The sequence below is a fragment of the Haladaptatus sp. CMSO5 genome (assembly GCF_036689885.1).
Taxonomy (GTDB): Archaea; Halobacteriota; Halobacteria; order Halobacteriales; family Halococcaceae; genus QDMS2.
In genome coordinates, this window is record NZ_JBAHVW010000001.1 from 2,758,779 (window position 1) to 2,779,476 (window position 20,698).

General features: G+C 62.3%; 23 protein-coding genes. 10 read left to right on the plus strand and 13 right to left on the minus strand.

What is annotated here, in order from left to right; translation table 11 throughout:
* Positions 1-35 precede the first annotated feature (35 nt).
* From V5N12_RS14800 to V5N12_RS14815, 4 genes are all read right to left on the minus strand, one after another.
* Positions 36-761 carry a nucleoside phosphorylase gene (locus V5N12_RS14800; protein WP_332899944.1) on the minus strand — a complete coding sequence of 242 codons (726 nt, stop codon included), beginning with the start codon at positions 759-761 and terminating at the stop codon, positions 36-38.
* A 45-nt stretch (positions 762-806) separates the two neighbouring features.
* Positions 807-1,676, minus strand: coding sequence for a carbohydrate kinase family protein (locus tag V5N12_RS14805; RefSeq protein WP_332899945.1), 870 nt, complete (start codon positions 1,674-1,676; stop codon positions 807-809).
* Between the two features lie 38 nt (positions 1,677-1,714).
* Positions 1,715-2,542: a DUF63 family protein gene (locus V5N12_RS14810; RefSeq protein ID WP_332899946.1), complete on the minus strand. Its 828-nt coding sequence runs from the start codon at positions 2,540-2,542 to the stop codon at positions 1,715-1,717.
* A gap of 151 nt (positions 2,543-2,693) precedes the next feature.
* Positions 2,694-3,653 (minus strand): ribose 1,5-bisphosphate isomerase, encoded by a 960-nt coding sequence (locus V5N12_RS14815; RefSeq protein ID WP_332899947.1) that lies wholly within the window; start codon positions 3,651-3,653, stop codon positions 2,694-2,696.
* A gap of 72 nt (positions 3,654-3,725) precedes the next feature.
* On the opposite strand from V5N12_RS14815, the gene deoC reads away from it, so the two are divergent.
* Positions 3,726-4,370 carry a deoxyribose-phosphate aldolase gene (gene deoC / locus V5N12_RS14820; protein ID WP_332899948.1) on the plus strand — a complete coding sequence of 215 codons (645 nt, stop codon included), beginning with the start codon at positions 3,726-3,728 and terminating at the stop codon, positions 4,368-4,370.
* 52 nt (positions 4,371-4,422) lie between these two features.
* Positions 4,423-5,676, plus strand: a complete 1,254-nt coding sequence (locus V5N12_RS14825; protein WP_332899949.1) for a tRNA (N(6)-L-threonylcarbamoyladenosine(37)-C(2))-methylthiotransferase — start codon at positions 4,423-4,425, stop codon at positions 5,674-5,676.
* A gap of 20 nt (positions 5,677-5,696) precedes the next feature.
* Here V5N12_RS14825 and V5N12_RS14830 read toward each other — a convergent pair whose 3' ends face one another.
* Positions 5,697-6,617, minus strand: coding sequence for a cation diffusion facilitator family transporter (locus V5N12_RS14830; protein WP_332899950.1), 921 nt, complete (start codon positions 6,615-6,617; stop codon positions 5,697-5,699).
* Positions 6,618-6,671: 54 nt separating this feature from the next.
* The gene (locus V5N12_RS14835; RefSeq protein WP_332899951.1) at positions 6,672-7,214 is read right to left on the minus strand and encodes an HIT family protein; all 543 of its coding nucleotides are present in this window, start codon (positions 7,212-7,214) and stop codon (positions 6,672-6,674) included.
* A 279-nt stretch (positions 7,215-7,493) separates the two neighbouring features.
* Here V5N12_RS14835 and V5N12_RS14840 point away from each other — a divergent pair, with 279 nt between their 5' ends.
* Positions 7,494-7,694 carry a DUF7835 family putative zinc beta-ribbon protein gene (locus tag V5N12_RS14840; RefSeq protein WP_336360021.1) on the plus strand — a complete coding sequence of 67 codons (201 nt, stop codon included), beginning with the start codon at positions 7,494-7,496 and terminating at the stop codon, positions 7,692-7,694.
* Between the two features lie 53 nt (positions 7,695-7,747).
* On the opposite strand, the gene map is transcribed toward V5N12_RS14840, so the two are convergent.
* Together map and V5N12_RS14850 are read right to left on the minus strand one after the other, a co-directional pair.
* Positions 7,748-8,638 (minus strand): type II methionyl aminopeptidase, encoded by an 891-nt coding sequence (gene map / locus V5N12_RS14845; RefSeq protein WP_332899953.1) that lies wholly within the window; start codon positions 8,636-8,638, stop codon positions 7,748-7,750.
* A 343-nt stretch (positions 8,639-8,981) separates the two neighbouring features.
* Complete coding sequence (locus V5N12_RS14850; RefSeq protein WP_332899954.1) at positions 8,982-9,839, minus strand: isoaspartyl peptidase/L-asparaginase; 858 nt, start codon at positions 9,837-9,839, stop codon at positions 8,982-8,984.
* A 96-nt stretch (positions 9,840-9,935) separates the two neighbouring features.
* Here V5N12_RS14850 and icd point away from each other — a divergent pair, with 96 nt between their 5' ends.
* On the plus strand, positions 9,936-11,189 hold the full coding sequence (icd, locus tag V5N12_RS14855; RefSeq protein ID WP_332899955.1) for an isocitrate dehydrogenase (NADP(+)): 1,254 nt from the start codon (positions 9,936-9,938) through the stop codon (positions 11,187-11,189).
* Between the two features lie 342 nt (positions 11,190-11,531).
* Complete coding sequence (locus V5N12_RS14860; protein ID WP_332899956.1) at positions 11,532-11,993, plus strand: putative immunity protein; 462 nt, start codon at positions 11,532-11,534, stop codon at positions 11,991-11,993.
* Here V5N12_RS14860 and V5N12_RS14865 read toward each other — a convergent pair.
* On the minus strand, positions 11,990-12,331 hold the full coding sequence (locus tag V5N12_RS14865) for a cupin domain-containing protein (protein ID WP_332899957.1): 342 nt from the start codon (positions 12,329-12,331) through the stop codon (positions 11,990-11,992). The genes V5N12_RS14860 and V5N12_RS14865 overlap by 4 nt on opposite strands.
* 78 nt (positions 12,332-12,409) lie before the next feature.
* Between V5N12_RS14865 and V5N12_RS14870 the strand changes: the two genes are divergently transcribed.
* Positions 12,410-12,931 (plus strand): DUF5817 domain-containing protein, encoded by a 522-nt coding sequence (locus tag V5N12_RS14870; RefSeq protein ID WP_332899958.1) that lies wholly within the window; start codon positions 12,410-12,412, stop codon positions 12,929-12,931.
* Here the strand turns inward: V5N12_RS14870 and V5N12_RS14875 are convergent.
* Positions 12,926-13,051 carry a hypothetical protein gene (locus V5N12_RS14875; RefSeq protein WP_332899959.1) on the minus strand — a complete coding sequence of 42 codons (126 nt, stop codon included), beginning with the start codon at positions 13,049-13,051 and terminating at the stop codon, positions 12,926-12,928. The two genes, V5N12_RS14870 and V5N12_RS14875, sit on opposite strands and share 6 nt — an antisense overlap.
* 112 nt (positions 13,052-13,163) lie before the next feature.
* Positions 13,164-14,375, minus strand: coding sequence for a hydroxymethylglutaryl-CoA reductase (NADPH) (hmgA, locus tag V5N12_RS14880; protein ID WP_332899960.1), 1,212 nt, complete (start codon positions 14,373-14,375; stop codon positions 13,164-13,166).
* Between the two features lie 80 nt (positions 14,376-14,455).
* Here hmgA and V5N12_RS14885 point away from each other — a divergent pair, with 80 nt between their 5' ends.
* Both V5N12_RS14885 and V5N12_RS14890 read left to right on the plus strand, forming a co-directional pair.
* Positions 14,456-14,962, plus strand: a complete 507-nt coding sequence (locus V5N12_RS14885) for a GNAT family N-acetyltransferase (RefSeq protein WP_332899961.1) — start codon at positions 14,456-14,458, stop codon at positions 14,960-14,962.
* Between the two features lie 37 nt (positions 14,963-14,999).
* On the plus strand, positions 15,000-16,529 hold the full coding sequence (locus V5N12_RS14890) for an amidohydrolase (RefSeq protein WP_332899962.1): 1,530 nt from the start codon (positions 15,000-15,002) through the stop codon (positions 16,527-16,529).
* 2 nt (positions 16,530-16,531) lie between these two features.
* Here the strand turns inward: V5N12_RS14890 and gpmI are convergent, their stop codons facing one another.
* Entirely contained in the window at positions 16,532-18,046 is a 1,515-nt protein-coding gene (gene gpmI, locus V5N12_RS14895; RefSeq protein WP_332899963.1) for a 2,3-bisphosphoglycerate-independent phosphoglycerate mutase, read from the minus strand.
* A 94-nt stretch (positions 18,047-18,140) separates the two neighbouring features.
* Here gpmI and V5N12_RS14900 point away from each other — a divergent pair, with 94 nt between their 5' ends.
* Both V5N12_RS14900 and V5N12_RS14905 read left to right on the plus strand, forming a co-directional pair.
* On the plus strand, positions 18,141-19,055 hold the full coding sequence (locus V5N12_RS14900; RefSeq protein ID WP_332899964.1) for a sodium:calcium antiporter: 915 nt from the start codon (positions 18,141-18,143) through the stop codon (positions 19,053-19,055).
* 45 nt (positions 19,056-19,100) lie between these two features.
* On the plus strand, positions 19,101-20,339 hold the full coding sequence (locus tag V5N12_RS14905; RefSeq protein WP_332899965.1) for a DNA double-strand break repair nuclease NurA: 1,239 nt from the start codon (positions 19,101-19,103) through the stop codon (positions 20,337-20,339).
* Here the strand turns inward: V5N12_RS14905 and V5N12_RS14910 are convergent.
* On the minus strand, positions 20,336-20,674 hold the full coding sequence (locus V5N12_RS14910; RefSeq protein WP_332899966.1) for a DUF7113 family protein: 339 nt from the start codon (positions 20,672-20,674) through the stop codon (positions 20,336-20,338). The two genes, V5N12_RS14905 and V5N12_RS14910, sit on opposite strands and share 4 nt — an antisense overlap.
* Positions 20,675-20,698: the final 24 nt, after the last annotated feature.

Sequence of the window (20,698 nt, forward strand, 5' to 3'; positions counted from 1 at the left end):
CCAGACGTTCGAAAGTGGCCTTGAAAGGCCTTTCTCTACAGCGAAGTCGTCGCGGTGAGCGCGATGCGGATGGCTCGTTCGACGTTGTTTTTCGCCTTGTCAGGCAGTTCTTCGCCCTCGGTTTCGCCCTTCTGTGTGCCTTCGACGAGGTTGCCGTCCACCGTACAGATGGCTCCGGCGCGCAGGCCCTTGCGGCGGGCGAGGGTGAACACGGCGGCGGCTTCCATCTCGACCGAGAGGAGGTTCGCGGCTTCCCACGCCTTTACGAACTCGTCGGTTTCTGCGTAGAACGCGTCGTCGGAGGCGATGGGGCCGACGTGCACGTCTTCGTCGTTGGCTTCGGCAGCGTTGACGAGCTCCGTGAGCACGTCGTAGTCGGGGACGGCGGGGAACTCAACGTCCTCGTAGCGCTTTGAGGTGCCTTCGTTTTTCGCCGCACCGGTTGCGACGACCATGTCCCCGATTTCGATTCCCTGTTGCAATGCGCCCGTCGTGCCGACGCGGATGAACGTCTCGACGCCGACGCGAGAGAGTTCTTCGACGGCGATTGCGGCGGAGGGACAGCCGATACCCGTCGAACAGATGGTGAGTTCGCGGCCGTCGAACTCGGCGTTTACGACCTTGTACTCGCGATTTTCGGCGACGACTTCCACGTTCTCACACTGCTTTGCAATTCGGTCTACGCGGCCCGGGTCGCCCGGGATGAGTGCGATGTCGGTCACGTCGCCTTCGGAAACGAGGAGGTGGGGCTGTTTTGCCATACGCGCAGTTTTTGGGGCGCGGCAAAAAATACGGCGGGTTCGCGCTCAGTGCGCGGCGAGGAACGCTCTGACGCGGGCTGGCGTGAGCGAGATGCGTGCGCCGACCTGCTGGCTCGCAAGCGCGCCACACGCCGCGGCGAATTCGAGCGAGTCGGGGAGCGAGGAGGCAGCCAGTTGCGAGTGGATGAACCCCGCGGCGAACGCGTCGCCCGCGCCGGTCGAGTCGGTGGTTTCGATGTCGAAGCCGGGATGTGAGGCGAGTTTCCCCTCCGAGATGAGCTGTGCCCCGCCCGCTCCGAACTTGGTGACGACCACTCGGTCAGGGACGTTGAGATCGAATTTTTCAGAGGCTTGCTCCGCTTCGTGCCGGTTGAGAAAGAGGTAATCGACGTGCGGAAACGTCGCGGAGAAGTCACGAGAGGCGACGCGCCGACCCGGGTCGAAGCTGACGGGAACGTCCGCATCAGCCGCGAGTTCAGCGAGGTGGGCTGCGGTGTCCGGGCGCTGGCTCGTCAGGTGGAGGTGGTCTGCGCTCCTGACGTACTCGGCATCCACGTTTTCAGGCGTGACGGCTTCGTTCGCGCCCTTGTTGCCGAGTACCATCACCTCGCCTGTTCGGTCGACGACGAGATATTTCACGGCCGTGTCACCCTCGACTGAAAGGAGGTGTGAGAGGTCGAGACCGACCGCAGACAGTTCCTCGCGGGCGAGAGTACCGTTTTCGTCGGTGCCAACGCTGCCGATGAGTCCAGCGTCCGTGCCAAGCCCGGCGAGGGCGACTGCGGTGTTGGCCGCGCTCCCGCCGCCTGCCTTTTGTTGGGACTCGATGAGCGCCTCGCCGTCGGGTTCGGGGAGGCGGTCTACGCGCAGAGTCAGGTCCCAGTTTACGTGGCCAGCACAGATGACGCGGGGCATTAACACCGCCACTTCGGACGGTGAGACAAAAAACCTGCTTACCCGAGGACGGTGAACAGGAGTAGGTTGTGCGCGCCGGGGCCGAGACCGACGGCGGCGATGAGCGCGAGCAACAGATAGCCCTCGCGCGGGCTTTCTCGCACCGTCTCTGCAAGGAACGCGACGACGACGGTGGCGAGCGCGACCTTCACGAGGACGAACAGCCACACTGTGCCGAACAGGTCGGCCGTGGGCAGCGCGGCGGCGAACTCGATGATTGCCCGCGAAAGCGGCGTCTGCTCGCCAAAGCCGAGCGCGTCGATGCCAACGGCCGTCGAAACGCCGTCGAGCGTGTGGCCGAACACGACGAGCGCCCCCGCGCTCCCGGTGGTCGTGGCGATGTCAGGAAGCCCCACGCGAATGCCCGCCCAGACGAGCGCGGCGAGGACGCAGGTGATGAGGAGGCCAACGGCTGGCCAAAAGAGCATCAGCCCACCCTCACTCCCGCCAATAGCGAGGGTCGTTCCCGCGACGAGGACAATGCCGAGTTGTCCGGTTGCCGCGAGGATGCCCGGAGTCGAGCGCAGCGACCACTCGTCTGCGGGGCGGTCAGCCGAGACGGCCCAGATAGCACCCGCGATGATGAACGTCGAACCGTAAACGGTCGGTGAGCTAAACAGCGGCGCGATTGCCGAAGGCAGGCCCTCAATCTGATAGAGGACGTACAGACTTGACCCCACGACCATCCACGGCGCGAAGGCGACGACGAGGTGGCGCGTGACCGGTGGCTTGCGCCGATAGAGCGCACCGCCGACGATGGCGAGGGCGACGAAAAGAACCAACAGCACAGGGAGCGGCGGAATCGAAAACCCGTCCGGAAGTACCATAGCCACACTCGTGGCCGGGAGCAGTAAACGCGTTGCGGTCTTTTAGATGGAGTGTCGTCCCGGTTCAGCCAGCAGTTACCAAGTGTTCTGGATTCCGAGTGGCCGCGTTAGGAAAGAGACGAGAGGTCCCAGAGGAAAGACGAGACCCCTCTCAGGGTACTTCCCACGGGTTGATGACGCGCTCGCCAAACAGTTCGCGCATCAGGATGACGATGCTTTCGGGCGGGAACTGGCCGCGTTCGGTGACGATGGCATCGACGTAGCGCGGCGGTGTCACATCGAAGGCCGGGTTGTTGATATGAATATCACCAATCTCCGCGCGAACGTCGTCTGCGAGCACTTCGGTCGCGTCGCGCTCTTCGATTTCGACGGTGTGGCCGGTCATCGTCGCCGGGTGGAGTTTGATGGTCTGGGCGGCGACCATCACCTGCGTCCCCATGTCTCGGGCGTTCACGGCGAGGCCGCTCGTACCGATTTTGTTGATGACCGAGCCATCCGCGGCGATGCTGTCCGCGCCGACGAGAACGTGGTCGACGTCGTTCAGGTAGTGGCGGGCGGCGTTATCGACGATGAGCGTGACGTCGACGCCCAACTCGGCCAGTTGGCGGGCGGTGATGTGGCCCTGATTTCGGGGACGCGTCTCTCTGACGTAGGCGGTGAGTTCTTTGCCGTCTTCGACGGCCGCGCGCACACAGGCGATGACGTCCGTCGAGTGACAGTGAGTCATGATGGTGTCGCCGTCGCGCAGCCGGTTGCCGCCAAAGCGCCCGAGGTCGTCCTGGGCGCGTTCGAGTTGCCCACAGAAGGCGGCGACGCGCCGCTCTACTGAAGCTTTGAGTTCCTCGACCGTCGTTCCCTCCATTCCGAGCAGGACGTAACGAAGCGCGTTCGGGAGGCTGACGGCGGTTGGGCGGGTGTCGTGGAGCACGCGTGCCGCGGCGCGGAGTTCGGCGCGAAACGCGTCGGGGGTGGTCGCGGTGCTCGCTTCTGCCTGTGCGCCGAGGGCGCGCGCGGCGGCGTCTGCGATGGTCGCTGCGCCGCGAATCTCCATCTCCGCGATGGCGGTGGCCGTTTCGGTCACCTCGGTGTGGAGCGTATCGGGCGTGGTCATGACATCTAATTGGTATCCGGCGGGGAAAAGTCGATGGGGCAATTTTTACTCCGAGGGTGTTTGTGGTGCACTATGAACGCAGACCGCCTCGCCTCAATGCTCGACCACACGGTACTTGGTCCGGAGACGACCTTCGACGACGTACTCGCCGTCCTCGACGACGCGCGCGAGTACGGTATGAACGCCTGCATCCCGCCGTGCTATGTCGAAGAAGCGAGCGAGTACGCCCCCGACGTGACGCTCGCCACGGTGGTAGGATTCCCCCACGGCCAGAACACGACCGTCGCAAAGCGCGACGAAGCCGAAGACGTGTGGGACGACGGCGCAGACGAGATTGACATGGTCATCAACATCGGTCGGCTGAAAGCCGGCGAGTACGACGCCGTTCGCGCCGACATCGCGGAAGTCGTCGCCGCCGTCCCCCTGCCGGTGAAGGTCATCATCGAGACGGCGCTACTCACCGACGATGAAAAACACAAAGCCTGCGAGTTGGCCAAAGAGGCAGACGCCGCCTACGTCAAGACCTCGACTGGGTTCGCAGACGGCGGCGCGACGGTCGCTGACGTTGAACTGATGGCCGAGTACCTCCCCGTCAAAGCGAGCGGCGGCGTCGGTAACTGGGAAGAGGCCAAAGCGATGATAGAAGCAGGCGCAGAGCGCATCGGGGCGTCCTCCGGTGTGGCCATCATGGAGAGTTATCTCGTCGCACAGGAGTAGCCACGCAATCCGTCGCGTTTTTGCCTCCCCGGCCGTTAGCGTCGCCAAGCGAATGGCCCGCTATCACATCGAGACGTACGGGTGTACCTCGAATCAAGGCGAGAGTCGCTACATCGAGCAGGCGCTCCGCGACGGGGGACACTACCGCGCAGAGGGCCCCGAGGACGCCGACGTCGCCATTTTGAACACCTGTACCGTCATCGAAAAGACCGAACGCAACATGATTCGGCGGGCGGAAGAACTCCAGTCAACGACGAGCGACCTCATCGTCACCGGGTGTATGGCGCTCGCACAGGGCGAGGAGTTCGAAGACGCCGGTATCGACGCACAGATTCTCCACTGGGACGAGGTGCCAAACGCCGTGCTCAACGGGGAGTGCCCGACGCCGACGCCCGACTCGAAGCCGATTCTCGATGGGACGATTGGCATCCTCCCCATCGCCCGCGGCTGTATGAGCAACTGCTCGTACTGCATCACGAAGTTCGCGACGGGCAAAATCGACTCGCCTTCTGTCGAGGAGAACGTCCGCAAGGCTCGTGCGCTCGTCCACGCCGGTGCGAAAGAGATCCGCATCACGGGTCAGGACACGGGCGTCTACGGCTGGGACAAGGGCGAACGCCAACTTCACACCCTGCTCGACGAAATCTGCCAGATTGAGGGCGACTTTCGCGTGCGCGTTGGGATGGCGAACCCGAAGGGCGTCCACGGCATCCAAGAGGAACTCGCAGCCGTGTTCGCCAAACACGACAAGCTCTACAACTTCCTGCACGCGCCCGTCCAGAGCGGGTCGAACGACGTGCTCGGGGACATGCGACGCCAGCATCAAGTCGAGGAGTACGTCGAAGTCGTTGAGACGTTCGACGATGCCCTTGATTACTGGACGCTCTCAACCGACTTCATCGTCGGCTTCCCGACGGAGACGGACGCAGACCATCAGATGAGCATGGCGCTCCTGCGCGAAACGCGCCCCGAGAAGGTGAACATCACGCGCTTCTCGAAGCGTCCCGGCACGGACGCCGCGAAAATGAAGGGCCTCGGCGGGACGCTCAAGAAAGAACGCTCGAAGGAGATGTCCACGGCGAAGCACGAAATCGTGGGCGAAGCCTACGAGGAGATGGTTGGGACCGTCCAACGTGATTGCCTCGTCGTAGAGCAGGGGACGGCCGACTCCGTGAAGTGCCGGGACGGAGCCTATCGCCAGATTATCGTCCAGAATGCCACAGACCACGGCATCGAACCCGGCGACTTCGTGGACGTGGAAGTTACCGGACACCAGACGGTGTACGCCTTCGGAAAACCGCTGTAAGTTTTGCTTAACAGACCGTTTCAATCGTCAAACCGCCGGAGCAGTCGGTTGGTTTCCTCGTCTTCCTTCCATTCTCCCAACTCTTTCGGGTCGATGTGGACGAACACGTCGTCAACCTGAGCAATGTCCCTGATTGAAGAGACGACGGCCGTCTCGATGTCGTGGGCTTCAAGGAGCGTCAGGTCGCCTTCGACTTCAATGTGCAGGCTCACGTCGATTTCCGGGCCGACGTAGTGGGCGACGACCTCGTGTGCGCCAGACACTTTCGGGTGGGCGAGCGCCCGGCGGAGGATTTCGATGCGCAGTTCTTCAGGGGGAGCCGCGCCGACGAGGTAGGCGACGTTGTCACGGACGATTTCGATGCCGGTGTACAGAATGCCAATCGAGACGAGGCCAGCGGCGAGCGGGTCTAAGATGGGGAAGCCAATCGACGCGCCGACCACGCCCACGAGTGCGGCGCTCGCCGTGAGAATGTCATTTCGGTTGTCGAGCGCGGTTGCGGTGACGGCGGGCGAGTGATACCGACTGCCCACGTCGAGGCAGTAGCGGTAGAGGCCGAATTTGATGACCGCCGCCCCCGCGAGCACGGCGATGGCGTAGGGGCCTGCGGGCGGTGAAACGGTGCCCATCAGCACCGACGACACCGACTGGACGAGAATGAGCACACCTGCGACGAAGATGCCGATGGCGATGACGAGCGAGACGAACGGTTCGATTCGCTCGTGGCCGTGGGGGTGTTCGAAGTCAGGCGGTTGGGTGGTGAGGTAGAGTCCACCGAGCACGACCGCCGAGTACACCGCGTCTGCGAGACTGTTTACGGCTTCGGAGCCGACGGCCAGCGAGCCAGTCGAGTACCACACCGCCGCCTTCGTCGCCATGAGCAGCAGGTTTGCCCCCAGAATAACGAGGCCAACCCGGCGGATTGCGGCGGCGCGCGACATGGAGTCGTGGTTGGCGACCCGAGCGTATAGTGGCTTCGGCGTGCGATTGTGGGCTTATTCGATGATGACGGGGCCGTTTTCGCGTTCGACACGTGTCCCGTCCTGTGCAGCGAACGCGTCGTGGAGGTGGTCGTAGGTCTCGGAGAGTGCTTCGACGATGACTTTCGTGTCGCTCACGAGCGGCATGAAGTTCGTATCACCGTTCCATCGCGGCACGACGTGGGTGTGGAGGTGGTCGCCAATCGACCCACCCGCGGCGGGGCCGAGGTTGAGCCCGGCGTTGAACCCTTGGACGCCGCCCATCGCGGTTTCGAGTGCGTCGAACGTGCGCTGTTTGAGTTTGGCGTGGTCGAGGAGTTCTGCGTCGGTGAGGTCGCCGTAGTCGCCGGTGTGTGTGCGGGGAATCACCATCACGTGCCCCGGGTTGTAGGGGTAGTTGTTACAGAGGACGAACGTGTGTTCGCTCGCCGCGACGACCAGATTCTCGCGGGCGTTCTCACGGGTCGGGAGGTCACAAAAGACACAGCCGTCTCCAGTGTCGCGCTTGTCCTCGCGTTTGATCCACTCGATGCGCCAGGGGGCAAACAGCTGTTCCATGCCGCTCGTGGTGGCGCAACCGGGTTAAATCCCCGGCAGAGTGGGCTCTGTCGATTGATTGCGATAGTGTAGCACACTGGCGGCAAAACGCCTATATAAATATTACGACCATATGGTGTTTAACCACCCCCAAAACACTCTTAGCTCGGGTTGTAAACGCTCTAAAGGCCTATGGAACAGTCATTTGCCCCATTCGACCCCCGTATGGCGAAAACCGTCTGAAACAAGGTGCAACAGATTAGGGTTTTTATGCTCTCCCCGGTGCCAGTACCAGATACGATGTCAACCCAGAACCGAACCCCAGGCGACATGACCGAAGATTGCAACGCGTGCGGTCGTGACACGCCCCACAAAGTCGCCCTGAAGCTCCTCACGGAGAGCGACAAACCGGAGAACGCGAAATTCTCGCGCGAGCCCTACCGCGTGAGCACGTGCATGAACTGTGGTCACGAGACCACGCTTCGGATGAACAACGCATAAAAATCGATTCCTCGCTGACGAACGGTCCTCCAACCGTTCTACATCTTTCGAGATTACGCCGTCGTAATCTCACACCCATCTTCGGTGACGATGATGGTGTGCTCTTTTTGACTCACGAGGTGACCGTCTGCTTCCTTGAGCACCGGGTAGCCGTGGACGATGCCGTTGCGCTTCAGGCGACGGAGCGCCATCTCCGCGCGGTCGGTGTCGAGCCAGCGGATGGCAAAGGGAAGCGTGCGGAACTGTTCTGTAATCTGGTCGAGTGCTTGGCGAGCCTGCCGGTTGCGAATCGGGCGCTCGTGTTCCAGCGCGAAAATCTCCTCTTTGCTCCCTTCGCGCACCTTGCCGCTGCCGTCGGTGGCGAACGGTTCGATGGCGACCACGTCACCAACTTCGAGTTCGACGCCCGTCGAAACGGCTCGGTTCGGAATGGTCGGCTGGGTGTGCTGTTGCCAGTGGTCGAGACCGTGACCCGTGAGATTCACGACGGGGTTGAACCCGTAGCTCGTGATGACGTCTTCAATCTCCGCGCCGAGTTCGCCCGTGCTGACGCCCGGCTCGACGAGGTCGAGAGCGGCTTCGAGCGCCTGCTCTGGGGCTTCTTTGAGGTCAGTGTGACCCGAAAGGTCAACAGTAATCGCCGTGTCTGCGAGCCAGCCATCGATGTGGACGCCGATGTCTAAGTTAATCATCTCCTCGCCGAACACCGACTCGTCGCCGATTTTCGGCGTGGCGTGTGCGGCTTCCTCGTCGATGCTGATGTTCACCGGGAAGGCAGGCTCGCCGCCGAGTTCGCGGATGCGATTTTCTGCGAACGTTGCGACCTCTAAATGTTTGACGCCAACTTCGACTTTATCGGCAGCCTCTTCGCGGACCTGCGCGAGGATGCGGCCTGCCTCTCGGTTCTTCTCGTACGATTCCGAAGAAAGATCGATATCGCTCATACCGGCTTTTCGCCGGAGCGGTCCAAAGGGTTTGCGACTACTTGGTCTCGACCCACGAACACTCGTGGCACGTCATGAGCCCCTGTACGTTTACGAGTCCACTCCCGCAATCTGGACATGCTGTCCGCTGTTCCCCTCGTTTCACTGTTAGTTGTGCCATGAGAGGAGGTATGAGATTCGTCGATATTAAAACTGCCCCACGACGATTGTCGAAAGTCAATCACAGGTGGATGAGTGTCGAAATAAATGATGAGAGACCGTAGGGTTGCGGTGGACGGAAGTCGTCTCAGAATATCTGTCAGTCGAATCAGAGCCCGGCGGCGAGGCAAAGATACGCGACTGATTACTCGCCTGCTTCGCTCACCTGCATCGCGTCTGTGTTGTACGCGCTTCCGACCGAACCATCCGCACCGAGGACGATGACGCCCGCTTCAGAACCCGTGCGTTCTTCGAGTTCTCCGATTGCCAGTTCGGCTGCATTTTGCGCTGTCTCACCCGCTTCGAGCAGTCCAACGGCCCGCCGAGTGAGGGTGACCTTCGCAATGTCTTCGCCCGCGCCCGTCGCGCTCGCGCCGCCTGCGGGTGAGGCGTAAAAGCCGCTGCCAATCTGGGGGACATCGCCAACCCGTCCAGCGAGTGCGAGCCAGCGCCCGCCCGTCGAGGTTGCGGCGGCTACGCGGCCGTCTGCTACGGCGACCGCGCCCACAGTGTCGTGGCCACCGAATTTTTCTGTACTCCAGTCGAGTTGTCCGCGAACGTCAGTGGCTTCGGGGACGTGTTCGAGCTCGGCCCACTTCTCGCGTATTCTGTCGCTGCGGAGATCAACCGCAGTCTCGATACCAAAGGCGGCCGCAAGGTCGACGGCGTGGACGCCCGAGACGAGGACGTGTGGCGTTTCTTCCATCACCACACGAGCCACGTCGATGGCGTGGCAGACGCCGGGCATGGCCGCTGCAGCTCCGGCATCGAGCGTGTCGGTCATGAGACCCGCGTCCGTCCGGACGATGCCGTCTGACTGGATAGCGCCGCCGACACCCGCGTTGAATCGGGGCGACGATTCGAGGATGTTGACGGCGGCGACAACGGCCGAAATCGAGTCTACTTCGGCTGCGCCTGCAGCGGCCGCTTCATCGAGAACTTGTTGGCGGGGTTCGGGTGCTTCTGGGGGGCTGCCAGCACCACCATGGACAACGATTCGCATACCCAAAACACGCACCCGGCGACAAAATCCCCTTGGCTCTCGCGGCGAGACGAGAACAGCAGGGCTTTTACTGTACTAACCTGAGGCTTATGTGTTATGAGCTACGAGAAGGTCGACGTTCCCGAAGACGGGGAGAAAATCACCGTCTCGGACGGCAAACTGGAGGTACCTGACAACCCAATTATCCCAATTATCCACGGCGACGGGATTGGGTCTGACGTCGGGCCAGCCGCGCAGAAAGTGCTGCAGGCTGCCGCACAGGCAACCGGCCGCGAAATCAACTGGATGCGCGTCTACGCCGGTGAGAGTGCACGCGAAAAGTACGACGAGAACCTTCCAGACGACACCGTCGAAGCAATCAAAGAGTTCCGCGTCGCAATCAAGGGTCCGCTCACCACCCCTGTTGGCGCAGGCTTCCGCTCGCTGAACGTCGCGCTCCGCAAGAAGCTCGACCTCTACGCAAACGTTCGCCCAACCTACTACATCAAGGGCGTCCCATCACCGGTCAAGCACCCAGAGAAGATGGACATGGTTACCTTCCGTGAGAACACGGAAGACGTCTACGCGGGCATCGAATGGGAAGCGGGCACCGACGAAGTCGAAGAGGTCAAAGAGTTCATCGAGAACGACATGGGCAAGACGGGCATCATCCACGACGGCCCCGTCGGCATTGGCATCAAGCCAATCACCGAGTTCGGAACCAAACGCCTCGTCCGCGAAGCAATCGAGTACGCCATCGAGGATGACCGCGACTCCGTCACCCTCGTCCACAAGGGCAACATCATGAAGTTCACCGAGGGTGCCTTCCGTGACTGGGGCTACGAACTCGCAGCCGAGGAGTTCGGCGACGTTACCATCACCGAGGACGAACTCTGGGAGGAGTACGACGGCGAAGCTCCAGAGGACAAAATCGTCATCAAAGACCGCATCGCAGACAACATGCTCCAGCAGATTCTGACCCGCACCGACGAGTACGACGTCGTTGCGACGATGAACCTGAACGGCGACTACATGTCCGACTCCGCCGGTGCACAGATCGGCGGCCTCGGCATCGCCCCCGGTGCAAACTTCGGTGACAAACTCTGTCTCGCAGAACCCGTCCACGGCTCGGCACCAAAGTACGCCGGCATGGACAAGGTCAACCCAACCGCGCTCATCCTCTCAGGCCGCCTGATGCTCGAATACATGGGCTGGAAGGACGCCGCACAACTCGTCCGCGACGCCGTCGAAGAAGCCGTCTCCACCGGTCGGGTCACCTACGACCTGCACCGCCAGATCGAGGGTGGCCAGAAGCTCGCAACGAGCGAGTTCGCTGACGTCATCGTCGAAGAAATCGAGAAGCTCGCATAGACTCGCTTCCCTTTCCCTCGAACGTAGTTCGAGGAAATCGAAAAACTGGCTTATGCCAGTTTTTCGGCTCGCCGGACGCAGTCCGGCGGTGTTCACAATCTCGCGAAGCGAGTTGTGAGGGAGTCAGGCTCTGCCTGACGACTATGAGAAGCTCGCGTAAGCTCACAAATTCACGTTTTCTTTTTATTTCACCGCTGAGCCGGTAGTGTGGCGTGCAGAGAAGCATTCTGGACAGTTCGAAAACGGCTGCCGACAATACTGAGATGCGTGTGAAAATGCGCATCGCGTGGCGGCTACCTGCTGACGCGGTGCACGTATCGTGTCGGCGGCCATACTCCTCCTATGGCGTCAACGTTCAGGTGGAAAATGGACCCGTCGTGGGACGGATACAACAGCCTCGACCCTGAAACCCACAAGACGCTCGCGGTATGGGCCGCAGATTGCGCCGAGCATGTTCTGTCGTACTTCGAGGATATGCACCCCGACGATGACCGCCCTCGGACGGCTATCGAAGCGACGCGGGCGTGGGTTCGCGGCGAACTCACTGTGGGTGAGGCAATCACTATTTCCCGGGCGACACACAAAGCCGCCCGCGAAGCAGATTCACTCCCCGCGTGTGAAGCAGCCCGCGCCGCAGGGCACGCCGTCGCAACCGCGCACGTAGACGGCCACGCGACAGGGGCGGCGAACTACGCAATCAAGGCCGTCATCGCTGCAGCTGACGCCGAGGCTGGCGACAAAGAATGTGCGTGGCAAACGCGGAAGCTTCCGCCCGAACTCCGTGAAGTCGTGACCACCGATTAATCTTCCATCCACGGCACGTCGAGGCGTGGCGGGCTGAAAATGTCGAGGCCATCGACGGGCACGTCGCCACGATTCTCTGCCGCGTGGGGTTCGTCGCCGGGAACCACGTATGATTCGCCCGCTGAAACCGAGATTTCTTCGCCGTCAACGAGGAAGATGAGCGTCCCTTTCGTTACGTAGCCGGTCTGCTCGTGGGGGTGGCTATGTTCTGGAACTTTTGCGCCGGGTTCGATATGGAAGTGCTGAATGCTCATTTTCTCGCCCGCGGCGAGTTGTGCGAGGTGCACGCCGTCGATTGCTTCAACTACATCGCTGTCTGAGAGGGAGACTGCGTCCATGTGCGTGAGACGGTAGCAACCACCAAAAGCGTGGCCCCGGGCGGTGGATTCAACTGCTCGCACCGAGTGTGTGTTCATATGTATGCGGTCGTCGGTTGTAGCAACTGTGGCGCGCTGAAAGTCGTCGAGGGACGCCCGAAGACGACGAACTGCACGAGCTGTGGCAAACGCCTCCAGTACAAAAAGTTGAAGAAGTTTATTACGACCGACGACGCGAACGAGGCGCGCCAACACCGCGCCCAGATGCTCGCAAACCGCCAAGGCGAATCAGAGGCGTTCGCCAACGTCGATTCCTTCGGCGAGATGGAGACGTACACGAACGAGGCGGTGGTCTCGGATGAGGAGTACCTCGAGGGCTCGGGACTTGACGCCGCAGAAATCACCGCAGCAGGCGAGCAAGCGACCGCGAAACGCGAGACGATGAGCAAGAAAGACACCGTGCTCGCGGCGCTCTCGGAACTCGACGCGCCCACCGAAGCCGACGTTGTCGAGTTTGCCGAACAGCACGGCGTCTCACGGGGCTACGTCGAGACGGCGCTCACCCGACTCGTACAGGCCGGAGAAGTGAGTGAAAATCGTGGAGTGTACCGGTTGTTATAGCTGGCCAACCGCCTGCCAGATGGTGACGGCCGTTGCGATGATGCCGAGCAGGAGCTTCAACAAGCGCAACAGGCGGTAGGCGCGCGATGCCGCTGGCTGGTCGGGACATGATTCGGACATGGTTCGTACCTCTGTGGAAACGCCCGCTGGTGCTCGCCAGCAGGCGCTATTATTCCAATTTCGACTGTGATACAATAAACGAGAGCCGTAAGCAGGGTGAAAGTGAAACTGGTTATCTGCCTAACTCGGCATGTGCCGAAGACAGGTGTCTCGACGCCAGTGCCGACAGAAGCGAGAGTTCGCCAGCTAGTGCGCCAGTGGCAATCACTTCCGCCAACGCGTCGGCGTTCGCACCCGCTGGGTCGCCACCGCCGCGGAGGCCGAGCACGGAGAGGCCCTCTGCCTGCGTCGGGAGCTTCGTTCCGCCGCCGACGGTGCCGACTTCGAGGCTGGCGAGGCTGATACTCGCATACAGTTCGTCTTCGCGGGCTTCTGCGGTGACAATCGCATTGGAGCCTTCGACCACCTGTGCGGCGTCTTGGCCGGTTGCGAGGAACATCGCGGCAACCGTGTTCGCAGCGTGGGCGTTGAACCCGAGGCTTCCGGCTTTCGCGCTGCCCACGAGATTCTTCCGCGTGTTGACCTCGGCGATTGCCTCCGGCGTTGTCTTGAATCGCTCTTCGACCGATTCGCGCGGGATGCGCACGTCGGCGACGACGGTGCGCCCACGGCCCTCGATGGCGTTGATGGCGGCGGGTTTCTTGTCCGTACAGAGGTTGCCAGAGAGTGCGACGAGCGAGGCGGGTGTCTCTTCTTCGACAATGGCGCTCGCGGCTTCGGTGGCGATGGTCGCCATGTTCATCCCCATCGCGTCTTTCGTGTCGTAGCCAAAGCGCAGGAAGACGTTGTCGCCAACGACGTAGGGCGTCACGTCAACGAGTTCGCCGTGGCTGGTCGTCTCCTCTGCGGCCTCTTTCAGCTTGTCCGTGTTCGCGCGCACCCACTCGACGACTTCGACGGATTCTGCTACATCCTGCACCCGAAACACGGGCGCACGGGTCATCTTCGACTTGATGACGCGGGCGGTCGAACCGCCTGCGGCGCGGATGGCGGACAGCCCGCGATTGACGCTCGCGAGCAGTGCGCCTTCGGTCGTCGCAAGCGGGAGGTAGTAGGTTCCCTCGGCTGCGCCGCCATTGATGGGCACGGGGCCAGCGACGCCGAGTGGGACCTGGATTGCGCCGACCATGTTCTCGATGGCCGATTCGGCGTCTTCGGCGTCGAAGGCGTACTCTCCAGCCATCGTGAGGTCTGCGCCGGTTTCTTCTTCGACGTACAGGCGGCGGGCGGCGGCGGCGGTGTCCGCGTCTGCGTGCTGTTCGAGTTCGTGAAGCCGAATGTCTCCGTCGCGGACGCGGGCGACGAGGTCGGCAGGCTCGGTCATGTTCCTGCCATGACGGGCCGGGCGCGTAACGATTGCGCTTCGCCCGTAGATTTTTGTCACCGAAACCTGTCACTCAGTCTATGTCCTCACCCGTCACCATCCGGGCCGCCGAACCGGAAGACGTCGCCGCGATACAGCGTGTGGCCCGCGCGTCCTACGAAGCCGCCTATCTGGAGATTATTGGGCAGGAAGAACTCGAAGCGGCGATGGACGCGTGGTACAACCGCGAGAAGGTGCGCGATGCGATTGTAAATCCGGAGACGATCTACGTCGTCGCCGAAGCCGACGAGGTGGTCGGTTATGCTTCTGGAGGCGACGCAAGCGAAGTCGCAACGGGCGAACTCTACAGCATCTATGTCCATCCCGACTGGTGGGGAAAGGGCGTTGGCACGCAACTGCTCTCGACCATCGAAGCTGCCCTCCGCGAACGAGGTCTGTCGAAACTTCGCCTCGAAGTGTTCGCAGAAAACGACGTGGGACGCGCGTTCTACGAGGCGCGCGGTTTCGAGCGCGTCGGGGAGCAGGAGACTGACTTGTTTACGGGGCAGGTAGTGGGAATTGTCGTGTACGCAATGGCCCTCGACTAGCCCGACTTTTTATCGCCACGGCCACAGAACAGGGGGTATGACCGAGGCAGCCGACCACATTCTGATAAACGCGGAGGTTCACACGCTTACCGACCCGGACGAAACGGCAGACGGCGTCGCCATCCGCGATGGACGCATCATCCGTGTCGACCGCGCCTACGAACTCGATTTTTTAGCTGGTGCGGAAACAGAGGTCATCGACCTCGACGGCGGCGTCCTCCTCCCTGGCTTCATCGACGCACACACCCATCTGAACATGGTGGGCCGCCGCCTCGTCCACGCCGATTTAGCGGGCGCAAACAGCCCCGCAGACTGTATTTCACTGCTCGCAGAATCCGCCCGTGAATCGGGGTGGATTCTTGGCTACGGCTACGACGAAAGCGAGTGGTCAGAGTCGCGCTATCTCACCCGCGAGGACTTAGACGCGGTGAGCACAGAGCGCCCCGTCGCCGCCTTCCGCGAAGACCTGCACGTCGCGTCGCTCAACTCCGTCGCCGTGGACCAGTTCCTCGACGCGATGCCGGCAGAAGACGTTCTCGCAGAGGGTGGCGAACCGACCGGTGTCGTCGTCGAATCCGCACTCGACGTGATTTTTGAGGCCACGGAACCGGACGCCGCGGAAATGCGCGACCTCCTCGAAGCAGCCCAGCGCCACGCGAACGCTCGCGGCGTCACGGGCGTCCACGACATGGTTCGAAAGTCGACCGCTCCCGAGGTGTTCCGCGACCTCGATTTGGAAGACGAACTCACCTTGCGAGTCCGGCTCAACTACTGGTCTGACCACCTCGATGCGGCCATCGAGACCGGCCTCCGGACGAATCACGGCTCCGAGATGGTCGAGACGGGAGCCATCAAGTCCTACACCGACGGGAGTTTCGGCGGGCGCACAGCGAAACTCACAGAAGCCTACGCCGACGCCGACACGACCGGCCAGTGGGTCGTCACACCCGACGAACTCGACACCGTCGTCGGCATCGCAGACCGTGCTGGCTTCCAAGCCTGTGCCCACGCGATCGGCGACGAGGCGATTACGGCAGTGTTGGACGCCTACGAAGAACAGTCAGCAGACCCGGCAGCCGCCCGCCACCGCGTCGAACACGCAGAACTGCTCACCGACGAACACATCGATCGATTTGCAAATCTTGGTGTCGTCGCCTCCGTCCAGCCGAACTTCCTGCGCTGGGCCGACGAGGGCGGCCTCTACGACACCCGCCTCGGCGAGGAACGCCGCCGCCAGTCCAACCGCTACGCGGACTTACTGGACGCGGGCGTGCCACTGGCCTTCGGCTCTGACTGTATGCCCCTCGCCCCACTGTTTGGTATCCACCACGCCGTGAACGCGCCAGACCCCTCCCAGCGCCTCTCGGTCACGGATGCGCTGCGCGCCTACACGTCGGGCGCGGCCTACGCCGGGTTTGCCGAAGACCGACGGGGAACCATAGAGAATGGGAAACAAGCAGACCTCGTGGTGCTCGATAAGTCGCCGTGGGAACAGCCAGAAGCAATCGAGGACATCGACGTGACGATGACGCTCGTCGACGGCGAAGTGGTGTACGACGGTCGGTAGGACTACGCCAACAGCGACTCGCCGGTCATCTTTGCGGGTTTCTCGATGCCGATGAGCGAGAGCAGCGTCGGCGCGATGTTCGCAAGCGTGCTGTCCGCGATGACGGTGCGGCCGCCGTCGGTATTTTCGGGCGTGAGGTAGATGAGCGGCACCCGGTTCAGCGTGTGCGCCGTGTCCGGGTTTTCTTTGGTTCCCATGTCGTCTGCGTTGCCGTGGTCTGCGGTGATGAGCACGTGGCCACCCGCCTGCTGGACGGCTTCCACGAGACGACCGAGCTGTGCATCCACGGCTTCGACCGCTGTCACGGCGGCGTCGTAGTCGCCGGTGTGGCCGACCATGTCGGGGTTGGCGTAGTTGCAGACGAGCACGTCAGGGTCGTCGCTCTCGATGACCGAGAGGGCTGTATCCGTGACTTCTTTCGCGCTCATTTCGGGTTTGCGGTCGTAGGTCGGCACGTCCGGACTCTGGATGATTTTCCGAATCTCACCGTCGAATTCGACTTCACGCCCGCCGTTCAGGAAGTAGGTGACGTGGGCATACTTTTCGGACTCCGCGAGGCGAAGTTGGGTGAGTCCCGCCGCAGAAACGACTTCTCCGAGCGTGTCTTCGGGCTGGTTTGGCGGGAACGCCACGGGGACGGGGAACGTCTTGTCGTACTGTGTCATCGTGACGAGATACGTTTCGGGTGGCTGGGTCTCGAACTCCCATTCGGGGCGGATATCCGCGAGCAGCCGGGTGAGCTGGCGGCCGCGGTCCGAGCGGAAGTTGAAGAAGATGACCGCGTCGCCGTCTTCGAGGGCGGGGCCGCCCTCAATGAGGGTTGGCTCGACGAACTCGTCGGTATCCCCGCGTTCGTAGGAGGCTTCGACTGCTTCGACGGCGGAGGCGGCGGTGTAGGGCGCGTCTCGGTTCACAATGGCGTCGTAGGCGCGGCGGGTGCGCTCCCAGTTCTGGTCGCGGTCCATCGCGTAGTAGCGCCCTGTGACGGTTGCAACGTCGCCGGTTCCGGCTTTCTCGGCGTGGGCTTCGAGGTCTGCGAGGAATCCTTTGCCACCCTTCGGCGCGGTGTCGCGCCCGTCGGTGAACGCATGGGTCACGGCCTCCAGTTCTCGGTCTGCGGCGATGTCGATGAGCGCGTGGAGGTGGCTCTGGGCTGAGTGGACCCCGCCGTCGGAGACGAGGCCCATGATATGGACGCGGCCACCAGATGCCTCGGCGTGGTCGAACGCGTCCTGAATCGCGTCGTTGGTGGCGAACGAGCCGTCTGCGATGGCGTCTTCGATGCGGGTGAACTCCTGCATGACGACCCGGCCCGCGCCGATGTTGAGGTGGCCGACTTCGCTGTTCCCCATCTGGCCTTCGGGGAGGCCAACCCGACGGCCGGAGACGGTCAGTTCGCCGTACGCGCCGGCTTGCTTGAGGCGGTCGAAGTTCGGCGTGTCCGCGCCTTTCACCGCATCCAGCCGGTCGTGGCTGCCGATGCCCCAGCCGTCTAAAATGATGAGCGCCGCTTTCATGTGCGTGGAATTTTCGGCCACGGTAAATAGCGTGCTGGTCGGGAAGGACTAACCTGTCGGCTGCCGTAGCCAGTCCTATGCTGGAGGCTCGTGGGTGTTAGTCGAGATACTGCTGTTTCTCGGTGGCCTCGCGCTGCTCGTTTACGGCGCGTCACGGGCCGTCGCGGAGGCGAGCAACCTCGCGCTCTACTACGGGGTGTCGCCGTTTTTCATCGGCGTCACGGTCATCTCGATTGGAACCTCGGTGCCGGAGATGGTCACGTCCGTCCTCGGGGCGCGACTCGGGGCGGGCGACATCGTCGTCGGAAACATCGTCGGCTCCGAAATCGCCCAGATAACCCTCGCCATCGGCATCGTCGCGCTGATTGCGCCCGTCGTCGCCACCCGCCGCGAGGTGCTCGTGTACGGCGGCGGAATGGTGCTCGCGATGGTCATCATGCTGCTCGCGCTCGACGACGGTGCGCTCACCTTCTCAGAAGGCGTGTTGATGATGCTCGCCTATGTCGAGTTCATCTACATTCTTTATACGAACGCGGGCGGCGAGGAGATTGCAGAAGAAACCGTCGAACGCCAGTCACCCCGCGAGACTATTCCGTGGATTGTCCTCGGACTCATTTTCGTCGTCGTGGGCGGGCAGCTAATGGTCTCGAACGCCATCTCGCTCGCCCGACTCGTTGGCATCTCCGAGTACCTGATTGGCCTGCTCACCGGCCTCGGCACGACCGCACCAGAAATCGCCGTCGCGGGCATCGCCGCCTACCGCGGGAACGGCGGGATTTCGGTGGGTGCACTGCTCGGGAGCAACATCACCGACCCCGTGTTCTCGCTCGGCGTCGGCGCGCTCGTCGCGGATGTAGTTGTGGACACAACCGCCATCTCGACCTCGCTCATCTACATGCTCGGCGTCTCGATTCTCGTCCTCGCGCTCATGTACTGGCGGCGCGGCCTCGGGCGGTGGGAGGCAATTGTCTGTATTCTGCTCTACCCCGCGAGCCTCCTCTTTTCCTGAGCGATTACCCCGGTGTTTTTCTCGCGGGCCGCAGATGAACGGGATATGACACTCGACCCGGTCCACTTCGACGGCATCGCCGACCTGGCCCGCCGGATCGAGCAGGACGTGGATGCGAGCGACCACCGCGCGTTCGCAGAGACCGTCTGGAACGAGTTTTTAGACCCGCTCTGGGACGGCAACACCAAAGTCCTCGAACCGCTCGACGAGGTGGCCAGAAAGCGCGTAGACATCGCGGACGTTGCCCTCTGTGACGACCGCTTTCCCACCTGCCATGGCATCGACTCTGGCACCATCAACCCGACGACGTTCAAAAACGGGCTGGTCATCGACGTCGCCCAAGCCGCGATGAGTGCGGTTCCCTCGGATTTAGAACTGCACCGCTCGCGGACGATGGTCGCCACCGTCCACACGAACGACACGGCAGGCACCTTCGACGAAGACTGGTCGATGTTCGACGACGGCTACAGCCGCGCCCGTCTGTTCAAAGTCCCCCGCGTCAATCGCTACGAGGGAGCCGTCGTCCACGCCCTCGCGCTCTATCTCGCAGAGAGCAAACACGCCCTGTTGCAGGCGGACGTGGTAGAAGACTTACTCGTCCTCGACGGTCCCATCTACCCGAAAGGCCTGTTGAACTGGGAGAACCGCGACCCCGAACTGCGTGAGTTACTCGTAGAGGACAAACGCCCGCGCGACGTGGTAGAAAACTACGTCCGATTGGTCGAGCGCTTTGCAAACCGCGAAATACCGCTCATCGGCTTCGTGAAAAACTCCTCGACAAAGGCCATCACGAACGCCGTCCGCGGAAAGGCAGAAGCCCCGTGGGTCAACGACGCCGCCTTCTTCGCAAAGGTGCTCGAACGCCACGCAGACGGCGAGCGCCTAACCGACTGCCTGACGTTCACGAATTGGTTCGTCTCCCGCGGCGGTGCAGACGAGACGTTTTCGGTGAAAGGCGACGCCCTCGGCATCGACCGCGACCGCCCGGACGAGGACTACGAAGTGACGTTCTTCATCATCTACGACCCCCGCCAAGACCTCGTCTACAAGGTGGAAGCGCCGTATGCGTTCACGAAAAACGAAGAACTACGCGAGCGACTCACCATGCAGTTGCTCTGTGACGTGGCGCGCAATCGCGGGCCGCCAAAGGTCATCGGGAAGGCAGACGAGCTCGCACGCATCAGCCAGCAAGAAAAAGAGTCGCTCAAACAGAAACTCGAACAGACGTTCCACGCAGACCGCGAGCGCACCTACGACGACGTGCGCTGGGGACTCGATTACTAAGTTTCCGGGCGGACTTTCGACAGTTCGAAGTCCACGTCGCTAGAGGAGAGACCGACTCGCGCGAACTGCGTGCGGATGTGGTCGTAAGCATCGCGGATGGCTTGCTCGCGCGTCTCAAAACCGTGTGGCGAGGGCGCTTCGAAGGCGACCCGGCGCTCTTCGTTGTTGATGGTTTGGACCTGTCCGCCGCTTTCGACCTCGTAGAAGGAATCACACACCCAGACGTAGGGCGCACCATCGTCCGGCGCACCGCGGTAGGTCGGCGGACGCTCGCCGCGCTCGTACAGCGTGCCGGTCAGCGTCGTCCCGCCTGCGTGGCCGCGAATGAGAAGCATTAGATATGATAAGTTCTCGGAACA

Excerpts from the sequence above, each read along its gene's own strand:
- V5N12_RS14870 (WP_332899958.1), top strand. The coding sequence starts at position 12,410 with ATGTATGCGGTCGTCGGTTGTAGCAACTGTGGCGCGCTGAAAGTCGTC.
- V5N12_RS14825 (WP_332899949.1), top strand. The coding sequence starts at position 4,423 with ATGGCCCGCTATCACATCGAGACGTACGGGTGTACCTCGAATCAAGGC.
- icd (WP_332899955.1), top strand. The coding sequence starts at position 9,936 with ATGAGCTACGAGAAGGTCGACGTTCCCGAAGACGGGGAGAAAATCACC.
- V5N12_RS14875 (WP_332899959.1), bottom strand. The coding sequence starts at position 13,051 with ATGTCCGAATCATGTCCCGACCAGCCAGCGGCATCGCGCGCCTACCGC.
- V5N12_RS14810 (WP_332899946.1), bottom strand. The coding sequence starts at position 2,542 with ATGGTACTTCCGGACGGGTTTTCGATTCCGCCGCTCCCTGTGCTGTTG.
- V5N12_RS14800 (WP_332899944.1), bottom strand. The coding sequence starts at position 761 with ATGGCAAAACAGCCCCACCTCCTCGTTTCCGAAGGCGACGTGACCGAC.
- V5N12_RS14860 (WP_332899956.1), top strand. The coding sequence starts at position 11,532 with ATGGCGTCAACGTTCAGGTGGAAAATGGACCCGTCGTGGGACGGATAC.
- deoC (WP_332899948.1), top strand. The coding sequence starts at position 3,726 with ATGAACGCAGACCGCCTCGCCTCAATGCTCGACCACACGGTACTTGGT.
- V5N12_RS14850 (WP_332899954.1), bottom strand. The coding sequence starts at position 9,839 with ATGCGAATCGTTGTCCATGGTGGTGCTGGCAGCCCCCCAGAAGCACCC.
- V5N12_RS14830 (WP_332899950.1), bottom strand. The coding sequence starts at position 6,617 with ATGTCGCGCGCCGCCGCAATCCGCCGGGTTGGCCTCGTTATTCTGGGG.
- V5N12_RS14835 (WP_332899951.1), bottom strand. The coding sequence starts at position 7,214 with ATGGAACAGCTGTTTGCCCCCTGGCGCATCGAGTGGATCAAACGCGAG.
- V5N12_RS14840 (WP_336360021.1), top strand. The coding sequence starts at position 7,494 with ATGTCAACCCAGAACCGAACCCCAGGCGACATGACCGAAGATTGCAAC.
- V5N12_RS14805 (WP_332899945.1), bottom strand. The coding sequence starts at position 1,676 with ATGCCCCGCGTCATCTGTGCTGGCCACGTAAACTGGGACCTGACTCTG.
- V5N12_RS14815 (WP_332899947.1), bottom strand. The coding sequence starts at position 3,653 with ATGACCACGCCCGATACGCTCCACACCGAGGTGACCGAAACGGCCACC.
- V5N12_RS14885 (WP_332899961.1), top strand. The coding sequence starts at position 14,456 with ATGTCCTCACCCGTCACCATCCGGGCCGCCGAACCGGAAGACGTCGCC.
- hmgA (WP_332899960.1), bottom strand. The coding sequence starts at position 14,375 with ATGACCGAGCCTGCCGACCTCGTCGCCCGCGTCCGCGACGGAGACATT.
- map (WP_332899953.1), bottom strand. The coding sequence starts at position 8,638 with ATGAGCGATATCGATCTTTCTTCGGAATCGTACGAGAAGAACCGAGAG.
- gpmI (WP_332899963.1), bottom strand. The coding sequence starts at position 18,046 with ATGAAAGCGGCGCTCATCATTTTAGACGGCTGGGGCATCGGCAGCCAC.
- V5N12_RS14865 (WP_332899957.1), bottom strand. The coding sequence starts at position 12,331 with ATGGACGCAGTCTCCCTCTCAGACAGCGATGTAGTTGAAGCAATCGAC.
- V5N12_RS14910 (WP_332899966.1), bottom strand. The coding sequence starts at position 20,674 with ATGCTTCTCATTCGCGGCCACGCAGGCGGGACGACGCTGACCGGCACG.
- V5N12_RS14890 (WP_332899962.1), top strand. The coding sequence starts at position 15,000 with ATGACCGAGGCAGCCGACCACATTCTGATAAACGCGGAGGTTCACACG.
- V5N12_RS14905 (WP_332899965.1), top strand. The coding sequence starts at position 19,101 with ATGACACTCGACCCGGTCCACTTCGACGGCATCGCCGACCTGGCCCGC.